This is a genomic window from Nostoc sp., from assembly GCF_036917615.1.
Classification (GTDB): Bacteria; Cyanobacteriota; Cyanobacteriia; order Cyanobacteriales; family Nostocaceae; genus Nostoc.
Genome location: NZ_JBALCZ010000085.1, coordinates 22946 through 36304 on the forward strand (window position 1 = coordinate 22946; position 13359 = coordinate 36304).

Consider the following 13359-nt stretch of genomic DNA (forward strand, 5'->3'; position numbering starts at 1 on the left):
TAAACCCTGTATCACAGCATACACCTTAACTGTCTTAACTGTCCTTGCGTCTTTGTCAAGATTTTGAGATATTAGATTGAAAAACTAATTCAGATAGAAACTTATGACAACCGAGCAAGAGCTTCAATTGCTTTTTAATACCTTAGATAGCGATCATGACGGCAAAGTCTCCATTAATGATCTTTTTTTAAGTCCTGGCTTAAGTGCAATTATCTCATCAGAAACAAATACCAGTAGTCCCCAGGAGTTACTAGTACAGTATGATTCAGACAAAGATGGTAGTATTACTTTTGAAGAGTTAAAGGTAGCAGTTGAGAAAGCAAGTAATTTAGACTAGCAGTCAAAAATCCACCTCCACCTTTGCTAATCCCTAACACCCAATCGACCTAATCCCTCTCTATAAAGAGGGATTCGCTTTTATACGCTCTTTGGTGACTCTTCAACAGCCTTACTATACGTAAAGCTAGAAGCTGATTCTAAAAAATATTCAGTACAGTCACTAACTTATTTTAGTATCATTCCCATTTGATCAAATAAATCGTTTATCAGCATTGATATCTCGTATACTCGCCGATTCCAGCGCGATTTTTCTAACATGTTGGCAATTAGATGATGGTCTTTCATGTACTCGCAGGCTTTAGTCTGGTTGCAATCATTGAACATCGCTGCGGTTATTAGCGTTGTAATAATTTCAGCATCGCTCACCTGTCTTTGACAGTCTTCACTATGCCCAATCGCCTTGAGCAGGTCATCGATGATAGCATAGACGGTAATTATTTCATTTAGCATACTCCCTGGAGTACTTTTCTAACTGGAGGGGATTTTATTGCTTTTGCGTAGGCGTAGCCCCTCGTAGACATCGCTTTGTCAAATAACTAGCAACTTGGGTTAGTATTTGTGCGAACATCGCAGAAGGTAGAGGTAGGTACAACGATCAAGACAATCGACGTTTTGTCAAGATTGCAAGAGGGTCTTTATATGAAACTATCAGCTGGTTAAAATTAGCCTACGCCAGACAGTTATTGACAAATGAACAGGTAAGCAGATTTAAACCAATTCTTGATGAACTATTACCCAAGCTCAATGCTTATCTAAAATCTATAGGCAATAGGCAATAGAAACTTAATTTTCTTCTCCATGCCCCATGCCCAATGCCCAATCACTGATATCCCTCCCAAGGAGTGACTTCCAGTTTGCCGTTAGGCTTGAATATCACTTGGAAGTGAGCCAGAGGTTCTTTATCGTTGGGAGCTGCTACATTGGAACCGTAGATAGCGTTGAACATCTTGGGAAGGGGTGTTTCTCGGAAATAGTCAAAAGCGACTTGGTTGAGTGGTTCATAGTCAGCAATTACACCATCTTTGTTGACCGCTACCCGATATTTCAAATCTCGCGTAAATGTGGGAGTACCACTCCAGGTTTGGCGAACTGTACTATAAAGCTTTTGGTTTAAACCTTTGACTATATTAGAGTCAGTAATTTTTGCGCCGACTACATCTGGTGTGCTAGCATATCCACGCCAAGGGCTAACTTCTAGCACACTTTGTGTAGTAAATACTACTCTAAATTGAGCAATTGGTTCATTAGAAATCGGAGCGCGGTTAGCAGAATTGTAAAGTAGGTTAGGCAGAGGAGTTTGCCCCACTCCTAGATTCGCCTCTTTATTCACGGCTTTATAACCGACAATCGCCCCATCCGCAGCTACACCTAGACGATAAATCAAATCCTGTTGTAATCCTGAGCGATTAGTCCAAGCTGGATGAATTTGATTATACACTTGGCGATTCAATGCACGCAACTGGGATGGATCAGTAATTTCCGAAACTGTATTTAAAAGTGCTTCTAAATCTTTAACTGCTGGCTTTGCACTAGCTGTGGGCGTTGGTGTAGGCGTTGCAGCGACTATGGGAGTGGCAGCCGCTGATGCTGGAGGAGTGATGCTTTTTGTTGTAGAGCTAGTTTGCTGATCTGCTTTAGGCTGCGGTGGACGTATTTGAGGAGGTGGAATCAAGTTAAAGGCGATCGCTGCTACTGCTAAAGTTGATACTCCCACAGCAGCAGGTACAGCCTGCCTAATCAAAGCCTGACTAGCACCGCCATAGTGTCTAGTAACTGGTTGTAGTTCTAAAGAAAGTTCTGGTAAAGTTTGGGTATCAGCAAAAAACTGATCCACTGCTTCCACCAAATCAAACAACTGCACCGTATTCAAATCTATTTCAATAGGCGGACGTTTGGAATTGTTAGAGTGCTCGAACCCCTCTGGTGCACCTTCTGAATGTATAATTAGCCTGTGTCGGTTGCTGTCAACCTTCTGAAACTCTACTAGCTCCGATTCCTGGTTGTGTGCTTGCGGATTGGGTACACTACTTAAAAATTCTTGGGCATAGCCACTAACAGCCCTCACCAAACTTTCAAAAAATTCCCGCCCTCCCGTTAGGGGTTGATTGTAACCAGATAAATAGCATTCTGCATTTACCAATATTGATAATTCTGGGCGCATTTCTTGGAAGTGTGCAGCCCTAGTGACATCACTTAACCCTTCTAAAAGCAGTGTACAATTAGGTAGACTGTACTTACGTTGAATATTCATTCCACTTCACCGTCAAAAAGACTAATCCAGAACCGCTGCATTCCAGCTGTACCAGTACAAAATAGTAGTTGTCCTAACAAATTTATCGCTAGCTCATCTAATTTTTCATCGGAAGTTAATGCTAGTACACCAGAACGTCGAGCATTCATCCGGCTCTTAAAATGCGCTCTAAACCGCTCTAAATAATTAGATAGCCGCAAATTCTGTTCTAATGGAATCTGTTTTTCTTCCATTTGTTGACATATCATTAGTAACTGGCGGATGACAACAGTTAAACGCCGCGCTATGTAGCAAGCAATAACCACCAGAGCTTTTGCTTCCATGATAGTTAAGGGACGGCGCATGTGCGCTCTTCGTAGCGGGTTAGAACTACGCATCCGCCATAAATTCACCCTGTCTTTAACAATTCCTTTAAGATCCAACTCTTGAGCAAAAGCCAGGATTGCTTCCGAACCACCAAGCTCTAAAGCTTCAATTGCCAATAAAATCAGGTCAATTTGCAACCGAGTTCTCCGAGGACACGTTTTGGAAGCGATCGCAGGATCTGGTAAAGTGTCCAGAACCATCGGCAATGACTCTTGGATTGGACTGTTGAACGGCGTTAAACTTGCTGAGACATTCATTCTATAAATACCTTGTGCGGTTCCAACAGACTAGATAAAACAAATTTAAGATCGGTAGCCAAGACTTGAACATTAGACTTGTAGCAGTCGCATGACTACCTGATATATACATTAGTTAACTCTTTCTACTCAAAGGTTTCCCTATATTGAAATCAAAGTTTTAAAACATCAGTTAATTCACCTCATTTATTAGTGCAATCCCTTTTCTAGCTTGGTTTAGATTCTAATTATCGTCAATCAAGGGCGAAGTTTCAGCCTCGACCCCCAGCGTATGACATTATAGTGTACGATTTTTCAGGTATCTGAAATTGGGCATTGGACATTGGGCACTTGTACTGTGCATCTCGACTTCTCTACGAGACGCTACGCGAACGCTCGATGGAGCCGTAGTCGTTGGCGCACTTGTGCTGAGCGTAGCCGTTGGCGCAGCCTCTCGCAGAGAAGTAGCCTCTCGTAGAGAAGTATTGGGCATTGAGCATTGGGCATTGGGCATTTGTCAATAATCAATAGTTATTCTTCCCTTGCTTCCCCTGCTTCCCCTGCTTCCCCTGCTTCCCCTGCTTCCCCACTCTCCATGCCGCATTTCCCATGCCCCATTCTCTAATCCCTATTTTATGGATTTGAAGTCTCTCGTTCGTGACATCCCAGATTTTCCCAAACCCGGAATTTTATTTCGGGATATTACTACGCTGCTGCGCGATCCAGAGGGACTGCGCTATACTATTGACTTTTTAACACAAAAATGCCATGAAGCTGGGATAACGGCAGATTATGTCATTGGTATAGAGTCGAGGGGATTCATTTTTGGCTCACCTCTGGCTTATAAATTAGGAGCTGGTTTTATTCCCGTCCGCAAAAGAGGGAAGTTACCAGCAGCGGTTCACTCAATTGAATATGAACTAGAGTATGGTACAGACTGCCTGGAAGTGCATCAAGACGCTTTACACCAAGGTAGCCGAGTTCTGATTGTGGACGATTTGATTGCCACGGGTGGAACTGCTAATGCAACAGCAAAGTTAGTACAGAAAATTGGCTGCGAACTGGTGGGGTTTGGGTTTATTATCGAGCTACGGGATTTACAAGGGCGTAAATATCTGCCGGACGTGCCGATTATCTCTCTAATTGAATATTAGTCATTAGTCATTAGTCATTAGTCATTAGTCATTAGCAAACAACAAATGACGAAGGACAAATGACAAATGACGAAGGACAAAGGACAAAGGACAAATGACATCTACGAGAATTTCCTTGGAAACAGGTCGGGATTGGCTGATCAGGCTAATCACGAGCGAAACTTTTGTTTATGTGGCAAAGCGGCTATTACAGGCACTACTGACTTTGTTTTTGGCGTCAGCGTTGTCGTTTTTCATTATTCAACTCGCTCCTGGTGATTATGTAGATACGCTGCGGCAAAACCCAAAGATATCCCCAGAAAGAATTGAGGAAATCAAGCGGCAGTTTGGTCTGGATAAGTCTTGGCCAGAGCAATTTTGGCTGTGGATATGGCGAATCTTGACAAAAGGGGATTTTGGCACGAGTTTTATTTATCAACGTTCAGTGGCATCGCTGTTGTGGGAACGGGTACCAGCGACTTTGCTATTAGCGATCGCATCTTTAATTGTCACATGGGCGATCGCCATCCCTCTAGGGATCTTTGCCGCTGTTAACCAAAATAAGCTATCAGACAGGTTTTTACAGGTGATTAGTTATGCCGGACAAGGTTTTCCTGTTTTCATCACTGTCTTAGCGCTGCTGGTTTTCGCCCAACGCACCTCGCCCTTATTCCCAGTGGGTAGCATGACTAGCATCTATTACTCAGAACTGACGTGGTTTGGCAAAATCTTAGATATCGGCTGGCACATGATTTTACCCACGATCGCCCTCTCAATTACTAGTTTTGCTGGTTTACAACGCATCACTCGTGGCGAATTATTGGATGTGCTGCGTCAAGATTACATCCAAACGGCTCGTGCCAAAGGTCTACCAGAAAACCGCGTTATCTACGTTCATGCTCTCCGCAATGCGATAAATCCCTTGATTACCTTATTGGGTTTTGAATTAGCTGGTTTATTAAGCGGTGCCTTCATTGCCGAATTTTACTTCAACTGGCCCGGTTTAGGGAGGTTGACTCTACAGGCTTTACAAGCTCAAGATTTATATTTATTAATGGCAAGCTTGGTAATGGGCGCAGTGTTGCTGATTGCTGGTAATTTAATTGCCGACTTAATGTTAAAAGCAGCCGATCCACGCATTCGCCTAGAAAATCTCAATTAGTTATTAGTCATTGGTCATTAGTCATTGGGTATGGGGCATTGGTTTAGTTGTCCTCCCCTGCTTCCCCTGCCCCCCTGCCCCCCTGCCCCTTCATCTCCCTTATCTCTATCATCTCCATGCTGTCCGAAGTCTATTACTTGGTGCGCTCAAAAACTGACGGGAATTATCTCATAGCTCGTCCTGACGCCGAAACATCAGGTTATTTATTACTGTTTCAGGAAAACTTTGATGCCTTAAGCTATCTCAACACCCATGCGGCAGAAGTAGCAAATCGCTTTGCTGTAGAATCTATTGCGCGCACACAGTTGGGAAACTTGCTCAAACGCTGGGGTTTTAGCGGTGTGGGTATTGTGACTGACCCGTTATTGCCCAAAGTTGAGTTTTTACAGCACAGTTAAGCTGTACTTTCTATTTGTTAATTGGATATCGGTAATGAATGTTGGGTTTCGTTCCTCAACTAGCGAGGGGAGCGATCGCACTTGTATTTTTTATTATTCAATTCGCTCAAATTGATGTCTCTGAGATCAAACCCACTCAGTTTAGCCCCACTCAAATCAATTCCACTGAAATCTCTCTTTCCAGCAGCATACCTTTCCAACAGTTTTTCAACGTCCATAACTTACCTCCCACGTCAAACAACACCACTTGCTATTGTGTTAAGTAAATAAGGATGTGATCGCACAAGTAAAATCAGGCAATATCGGTGAATTCAATTGATCACCATTGAACAACGTAGCAACTAACTTTAAACTCGCTTGTTCACGTCGATAAACTTCCACCTGTTGCTTGCGCCAATCTACAATCCAATATTCTCTGACACCTCTTGCTGAGTAAAGTTTTAGTTTAAATTCCCTGTCCCGCTTTTCATTTTCACTCCCGGCAGATAGCACCTCTACTACCAGTTCTGGCGCACCAGTCAAATGCCCCGCTTCGTCCAAAAGTAGGGGCAATCTCTCATTGCTAGCCCAAACCACATCGGGAATCACATTATCATTATCGCCAAAAATTATGCCTGGAGCAGTCACAACTTCTCCCAAACCAGTAGCCTGTGACCAAGTATCTAAGGAAGTGCTAATTCTGACACAAGTTTTTTGATGATTCCAGTGAGACGCTCTGGTCACAAACAATTCTCCGTCAATAATTTCATAGCGGTTCCCGTTATCTGGAAACAACTCTAAATCGGCGGTAGTCCAGCGCACTCTCTCAGATATAGGCTGGTTCATAAACTATCTTTGTTAGGGGATTTACCTATTTTAGCCGCAGTGGAAATGGGACATTAGTTAGGAGTCATTCAATTTTGGATTTTAGATTTTGAATTTTGGATTGAAGGAAGAATTCAAAATCTAAAATTGGCAGAGTTACAAGTTAGGAGTTATTATTCACCCCTTGTTCCTCCTATTCTCGCATCTCCCTCATCTTTTTAATAGCCCCAGCCCCTACACTATTACCTTTTCTAAACTCAACTTAGAACGCTTCACTTGCTCAGGAATCGCTACGGGATAATCTCCGGTGAAGCAGGCAGAGCAAAAACTATTGGTGTCTTCTCGTGTTGCTTCTAACATTCCCTGCCAACTGAGATAGGCGAGGCTGTCTACTTCCAGTTGCTTGGCAATTTCCGCTACTGACTTGGTAGCAGCAATCAGCTGATCCTGAGAATCGGTATCGATGCCATAAAAGCAGGGATGAGTTACTGGCGGGGAGGAAATTCGCATATGTACCTCTACTGCACCAGCATCACGCAAGGTTTTGACCAATTTACGGCTGGTAGTACCCCGGACAATCGAGTCGTCTACGATGATCACTCGTTTACCCGCCAGCACATCTTTGAGGGGGTTGAGTTTCATCCGGATACCCAACTCGCGCATGGTTTGAGTTGGCTGAATGAAAGTTCGCCCAACATAGCGATTTTTAATCAGACCTTCGGCGTAGGATACACCAGACGCTTGGGAAAATCCAATAGCAGCAGGTATACCAGAATCAGGAACACCAAAAACAATATCGGCATCTACAAAAGACTCTGCTGCTAGTTGCCGCCCTAACCGCATTCGGTAGCTGTACAAACTCTCGTTGTGCATGACACTATCAGGGCGGGCAAAGTAAATCATCTCAAAGATACACAATTTCCGCTGGGGCTGTTGACTCCAATGATAGGAAGCCAAACCTTCTTCAGTAATCCAAACTAATTCACCTGGTTCTACGTCTCGCAGGTATTCGGCTCCAATTATATCTAAACCACAAGTCTCGGAAGCCAAAACGTAACGAACTGGATTACCAGCTAAAGTCCCAATTACTAGGGGGCGAATGCCATTAGGATCACGGACACCCATAACGCCACTGGAAGTGCCAATGACTAAACTAAAGGCTCCTTGGCAACGGTGAAATGCCTGAATTGCACCTTCTAGCCAATCTGCGCCAGCATTTATCGCTTGTGCGATCGCAAAAGCGATCATTTCTGAGTCTGTTGTCGTGACTAAGTTACATTTATTCTCAAGCAACTCTTGACGCAGTTGCACTGTATTGACTAAATTGCCATTATGTGCTAATGCTAATGAACCTAAACGGGTTTCCACTACTGCGGGTTGGGCATTAACTTTGCGACTAGAACCTGTGGTGGAATAACGAGTGTGGCCAACAGCAAGGCTACCAGGCAATTCATCCAAGATGGATTCATTGAAAACTTGAGACACCAAGCCCATATCTTTGTAAAGATGTACTTGTGTACCCTCAAAGGTGGCAATACCGGCTGATTCTTGACCCCGATGCTGGAGGGCATACAATCCAAAGTAGGTCAGTTTAGCAACGTCTTCTGCTGGTGCGTAGATGCCAAAAACACCGCAAGCTTCTTCTGGCTTGTCAGGCTGATTTTCATGACTATTGATTGGGTTGTTGGTCTGCTCTGGGTATTCATCCGAAGTGACAGAATGAATAGAAATCATGCTAGCTTTGCTCCTGGTGGGGGGGTCAATCAATTTTGGATTTGAGATTTATAATTTTGGATTGACCGCACCCTAGTAGGAATGCGGCTTGGGATTTGAGAGTGCTATTTTTAAATTTGTTTCGCTCACTAGGAGCAAGACATGAACCAGAAGAAACACCCCCAATCCAAAATCTAAAATTCAAAATCTCAAATCGGTAGTCAAGTCACTGGGATTATATAGATAGTAGCGGAGTTCTTAACAAATCTTTAACCATCCATTAAAACAGTACCGTAATTGTGCTCAGGGACGTTAATAAAAGAGTGAGGAGTGAGAAGTTATGCTTTTTATTCCTAACTCCTGACCTTTAACTCCTAACTTCTTTAACTAGGGGTAGTGGTGTGGATGGCGAGACGTCTGGCGATCGCCTGGGAATAGCGATCATTCATATCTTCGATCCTAACTTTGATTAAGGCTTGGTTATCAGTAGTGAAAACCCCCAAACCCGTCTGAAAATTGCCAACTATACCCAGTTTTTGCCCCTCTTGACCCAGATGTTCCTGTAAGTATGATTCCCAAATTTCTTGTTGTTCTGATGCTACAGAAACTAAAATCCTGGCACCACCTTCGGCAAACAGCACCTCATCAAGGCGAGGCAGTGCCTGAGTTGGTTGTATTTCTAAATTGATTTGGGCACCAAGGTTGCCAGCAATACAACATTCGGCTAGAGCGATCGCTACCCCTCCCTCAGCACAATCATGGGCTGAACGTACCCAACCATTACGAATTCCTTCACGACAAACTTTCTGGACGCGGCGTTCCAAGTCGAAATCTACCCGTGGCGGTTTTCCGGCAACAGTACTGTAGATAGTGGCTAAATACTCGGATGCTCCTAAACTGATTTTGGATGCCAGAGGTAATCCGAGAAGATAAATCACATCGCCGGATGCTTGCCAACCTTGACCACAAATTTTGGTTATATCGGGAATCAAGCCTACCATACCTACAACAGGAGTGGGATAAATGGGTTGGGGAATGCCTTGGGAATCGAGGGTTTCATTGTATAAAGAGACATTTCCGCCTGTGACGGGTGTCGCCAATTCTCGACAAGCTTCTGCCAAACCGCGACAAGCTTCTGCCAATTGCCAGTAACCAATCGGTTTTTCTGGAGAGCCAAAATTCAAGTTATCTGTCACCGCCAGAGGTTCTGCACCCACACAGCTAAGATTGCGTGCAGCTTCTGTTACCACTGCCTTAGCTCCCTCGTAAGGATCAAGATAAACATAACGAGGATTGCAATCTACCGTTGCTGCCACCCCTAATTTTAGATTTGGGATTTTAGATTTTAGATTGGGGATTTTTTCTAGGGGGCGCAAACGGATAACAGCGGCATCTGCACCACCTGGCAGGATTACTGTATTATTCTGTACTTGATGGTCATACTGACGATATACCCAGCTTTTAGAAGCGATCGTGGGTGTATCGAGCAAAGTTAAGAGAATATCATTCCAAGTTTGCAGGCGTCCTTGAAGTTCTATTCCAGTAGTTGTGCAATCAGGTAAGGAATCAGCAGTCCATTCCCAAGCTTGACGCGCATATTCTGGTACTTCTGCCAACAACTCTCGGTGATATAGTGGGGTATTTTCCGCCAAAGCTTCAGCGGGAATTTCTGCTGCTACTTCACCCTGGAAGAAAATCCGCACGATCGGTTCAGCTATGACTGTACCGGCAACAACGGCTTGAAGTCCCCAACGGTGAAAAATGTCGATTAACTCCTGCTCACGCCCCTTGTGGGCAACGAACAGCATCCGTTCTTGAGATTCCGAAAGCAGATATTCATAGGGAACCATCCCCGTTTCCCTTACAGGAATCTTATCTAAATCTAGTTCAATTCCCACACCGCCTTTTGCGGCCATCTCTGAGGTAGAACAGCTGATTCCCGCTGCTCCCATATCCTGAGCGGCGACAACTGCACCTGTTTTAAACGCCTCCAGACAAGCTTCAATTAACGACTTTTCCAAAAATGGATCGCCCACTTGCACAGCAGGACGGTCATCCATTGACTGTTCGCTCAATTCTGCACTAGCAAAACTCGCGCCTCCCATGCCATCGCGCCCAGTGGTGGAACCAACATAAAGCACGGGGTTCCCTAAGCCAGATGCTCCAGATTTGACGATTTCTGGTGTTTCCATCAACCCTAGTGCCATAACGTTCACCAGAGGATTACCAGAGTAAGCAGAGTCAAAGTAAACTTCGCCGCCAACGGTGGGTACTCCCACACAGTTGCCATAATGGGCAATTCCTGAAACCACACCAGTAAATAACCTTTGGGTTTTAGCATCTTCGAGGGAACCAAAGCGCAGCGAGTTCAATATCGCAATGGGACGCGCACCCATTGTAAAAATATCTCTGAGAATACCTCCTACTCCTGTTGCCGCTCCCTGAAAGGGTTCGACAGCTGAAGGGTGATTGTGGGATTCAATCTTAAAGGCTAGTTGTAATCCGTCACCCAAATCTACAACCCCAGCATTTTCACCAGGCCCTACGAGGATGCGAAACCCTTCTGTAGGAAACTGTTTGAGTAAAGGTCGAGAATTTTTGTAACAGCAATGCTCTGACCACATTACGCCAAACATTCCCAGTTCAGCTTTGTTGGGATGACGCCCTAAGCGACGGACAATTTCTGCGTATTCTTCTGGTTTTATACCTTCAGCAGCGATTTCTTGGGGGGAAAAGGGAACAGGAGATGTGGCGGTCATGGAAATAATGCACCAATTGTACAGAGCATTATTCTATCGATTTACTTGCCCTCTAAATGCAGATATAGGATTGTTCATCGCTAGATGCTACAGATCGGCTGAATAAATAAATCTACTTAGGGACTTTCAAAGAATAATTTATCTAGAACTTACGCATCAAGTACGAAATATAGGGGCAATACCCTGCCTTAAGCCGCTTCTCTACGAGACGCTTTGCGTAGCTTGCTTTTCCGTAGGAGTATGCGTCTACATGAATTGCCCCTATGTAAATCAAGGCTTTCACTGCCTTTTGGCGTAAGTCCTGTTATCGAACAAGTAGGGGAACAGCACCGATTAAATATCTGTTTCACCGAAAGTCTGTGGATGCTATACCCCTACAACTTGGGTATTTTTTTAATTGCAAGTCCCTAAAGATAAATATTGTAATACGTCTAAAGATAGATTGTATTAAATCCTAAAATATTGGTAATTGTACTAATGATTACGAAGTAATAAAATTTTCTTTCCTTGTAACGTGCATAAGTGATTTCCAGATTATGGAAATGACTATTAGTCTGTCAAATGACTCATTATAAGGCAGAAAAATTATCAGATGCGATCGCACCTGATAAATGTGGATTTAATCCCCTGCAATCTAATTAATTCCTTGGAACTTCATCCAGATAAAATGATTCCTACAACAGCGAACTAAATCACTAAATATCTCTTGGAGAAAGGATTCCAGGAATTTGTTTAAGAAACAAACCGACCGTACTAACCTAATTGAGAGGATTTTGATCATGCCTAGACTTACCGTTCCACCCAATTTTATCGGCACCGCCGGTTCTGACACTCTGGTCGGAGAACAGTTAAATGCATCTCCAGCAATAGGTATTGATATTTTAACTGGAGGTTTTATTAGTCCGCGCTCAGGGAATGACATCGTTGAGGGCACGGGTGCTGGCCGCATAGGCATCGGCGACTCCATTAGGGGTGGGAATGCGATTGGCATAGCCAACCGTGGCAGTCTGAATACAGGAAATGGAAAAGACGCGATCTCCGGTACAGCTACTGGCGGCATCGGTAGTCAGGATTTTGACTACGCTCCTGGCGATGGTGGTAATGCAACCGGCATCGTTAACACTGGCAGTCTGAATGCAGGGGACGCAAATGACACGATCACCGGTAAAGGTACTGGCGGCATCGGTGGCGAGGCCTTCGCAGTCGGCGATGGCGGTACTGGAATCGGCTTCAGCAATAGTGGCAAACTTGATACAGAAAACGGTGAAGACACGATCATCGGCACTGGTATTGGCGGCGATGGCGGCAGTGGTATCGCCGGCGAGGGCGACAGCGGTGCTGGAATCGGTATCCAGAACATTAAAGACGGCACTATCACTACAGGGTGGGGCAAGGACACGATTACTGGTTATGGGAACACTTATGGAGTAAACAGCACCTCCTATGGCATATTCAACGATGGAATAATTGATACTGGCAATGGTTCTGACAAGCTTACCGGCCAGGCTACAGCAACAATTGGTGTTACTGCCTATGGCATTTATGGACAAGGAATCATCAAGACTGGCGATGGGAATGACTCTCTTATCGCCACCAGTATCTTAGATGGAGTCCAGCAGAAAGTCTCTATCGGTGGCGGCATCAAGATTGCTCTGGGCACTGGCGATGACTACTTCAAAGGATTCGGGGAAGCGACTGTTGATGGCGGGGACGGTTTTGACACCCTCGATCTGAGAGCTTTCAATCGCTCTGAACTCTTGGTATCTGGTGTGACTTCTGGCAATCCCCTTAAAAGTGCCAACATCACTTTTAATAACAATGGAAACTCCATTAGCTTGTCTACGACTGGCTTTGAGAAATTTCTCTTTGCAGATAGCTCTTTCTGCTACAGCACTTTGGCAAACGGGGCATGAGTTTGTTAATTACTCTATCTGGTGTTTTCTCAAGAAAGATTCAACGCAGAAAAAATCAGATTCCGCGATCGCACCTGATGAATATGGGTTTAATGTCCTGGAATCTAATTAATTCCTTGGAACTTCATTCGCCTGAAATGACTCCTACAACAGCGGACTCAATTCCCAGAATAGCTCTTGGAGAAAGGATTCCGGGAATTTGTTTGAGAAACCTCATCCAAATGAGTAAACCGACCGTACTAATCCAAGTTGCGGGTTATAAAATTTCAGGTGCTTGGTAACGGT

At 44.3% G+C, this 13359-nt stretch carries 13 protein-coding genes and 2 pseudogenes; 8 read left to right on the forward strand and 7 right to left on the reverse strand.

Annotated elements, in window-relative coordinates; genetic code table 11:
* Positions 1–103: 103 nt before the first annotated feature.
* Entirely contained in the window at positions 104–337 is a 234-nt protein-coding gene (locus V7K85_RS31230; RefSeq protein WP_334819788.1) for an EF-hand domain-containing protein, read from the forward strand.
* Between the two features lie 170 nt (positions 338–507).
* Here V7K85_RS31230 and V7K85_RS31235 read toward each other — a convergent pair.
* A pseudogene (locus V7K85_RS31235) lies at positions 508–789 on the reverse strand (IS982 family transposase); the annotation flags it as partial.
* A 101-nt stretch (positions 790–890) separates the two neighbouring features.
* On the opposite strand from V7K85_RS31235, the pseudogene V7K85_RS31240 reads away from it, so the two are divergent.
* Positions 891–1118: pseudogene (locus tag V7K85_RS31240) on the forward strand (four helix bundle protein); the annotation flags it as partial.
* Between the two features lie 41 nt (positions 1119–1159).
* Here V7K85_RS31240 and V7K85_RS31245 read toward each other — a convergent pair.
* Both V7K85_RS31245 and V7K85_RS31250 read right to left on the reverse strand, forming a co-directional pair.
* Complete coding sequence (locus tag V7K85_RS31245) at positions 1160–2590, reverse strand: DUF4335 domain-containing protein (protein ID WP_334819792.1); 1431 nt, start codon at positions 2588–2590, stop codon at positions 1160–1162.
* Entirely contained in the window at positions 2587–3213 is a 627-nt protein-coding gene (locus tag V7K85_RS31250) for a DUF3038 domain-containing protein (RefSeq protein WP_334819794.1), read from the reverse strand. The genes V7K85_RS31245 and V7K85_RS31250 overlap by 4 nt, the downstream gene beginning before the upstream one ends.
* A 308-nt stretch (positions 3214–3521) precedes the next feature.
* Between V7K85_RS31250 and V7K85_RS31255 the strand changes: the two genes are divergently transcribed.
* The 4 genes from V7K85_RS31255 to V7K85_RS31270 all read left to right on the forward strand — a co-directional run bounded on the left by V7K85_RS31255 (position 3522) and on the right by V7K85_RS31270 (position 5885).
* Entirely contained in the window at positions 3522–3716 is a 195-nt protein-coding gene (locus V7K85_RS31255) for a hypothetical protein (protein WP_334819796.1), read from the forward strand.
* Positions 3717–3827: 111 nt separating this feature from the next.
* Positions 3828–4346, forward strand: a complete 519-nt coding sequence (locus V7K85_RS31260) for an adenine phosphoribosyltransferase (protein ID WP_334819798.1) — start codon at positions 3828–3830, stop codon at positions 4344–4346.
* Between the two features lie 94 nt (positions 4347–4440).
* Positions 4441–5487, forward strand: coding sequence for an ABC transporter permease (locus tag V7K85_RS31265; RefSeq protein ID WP_334819800.1), 1047 nt, complete (start codon positions 4441–4443; stop codon positions 5485–5487).
* A gap of 116 nt (positions 5488–5603) precedes the next feature.
* Positions 5604–5885 carry a hypothetical protein gene (locus tag V7K85_RS31270; protein WP_334691509.1) on the forward strand — a complete coding sequence of 94 codons (282 nt, stop codon included), beginning with the start codon at positions 5604–5606 and terminating at the stop codon, positions 5883–5885.
* Positions 5886–5944: 59 nt separating this feature from the next.
* Here the strand turns inward: V7K85_RS31270 and V7K85_RS31275 are convergent, their stop codons facing one another.
* The 4 genes from V7K85_RS31275 to purL form a co-directional block, all read right to left on the reverse strand.
* Positions 5945–6103 carry a pentapeptide repeat-containing protein gene (locus V7K85_RS31275; RefSeq protein ID WP_334819802.1) on the reverse strand — a complete coding sequence of 53 codons (159 nt, stop codon included), beginning with the start codon at positions 6101–6103 and terminating at the stop codon, positions 5945–5947.
* A gap of 40 nt (positions 6104–6143) precedes the next feature.
* The gene (locus V7K85_RS31280; RefSeq protein ID WP_334819804.1) at positions 6144–6710 is read right to left on the reverse strand and encodes a Uma2 family endonuclease; all 567 of its coding nucleotides are present in this window, start codon (positions 6708–6710) and stop codon (positions 6144–6146) included.
* 213 nt (positions 6711–6923) lie between these two features.
* Positions 6924–8423: an amidophosphoribosyltransferase gene (gene purF / locus V7K85_RS31285; RefSeq protein ID WP_334819806.1), complete on the reverse strand. Its 1500-nt coding sequence runs from the start codon at positions 8421–8423 to the stop codon at positions 6924–6926.
* 362 nt (positions 8424–8785) lie between these two features.
* A complete protein-coding gene (gene purL / locus V7K85_RS31290) occupies positions 8786–11161 on the reverse strand; it encodes a phosphoribosylformylglycinamidine synthase subunit PurL (RefSeq protein ID WP_334819808.1) in 2376 nt (791 codons plus the stop codon).
* Between the two features lie 779 nt (positions 11162–11940).
* Here purL and V7K85_RS31295 point away from each other — a divergent pair.
* Positions 11941–13074, forward strand: coding sequence for a hypothetical protein (locus V7K85_RS31295; protein WP_334819810.1), 1134 nt, complete (start codon positions 11941–11943; stop codon positions 13072–13074).
* Positions 13071–13355 (forward strand): hypothetical protein, encoded by a 285-nt coding sequence (locus V7K85_RS31300; RefSeq protein ID WP_334819812.1) that lies wholly within the window; start codon positions 13071–13073, stop codon positions 13353–13355. Before V7K85_RS31295 ends, V7K85_RS31300 begins: the two co-directional genes overlap by 4 nt.
* Positions 13356–13359 lie beyond the last annotated feature (4 nt).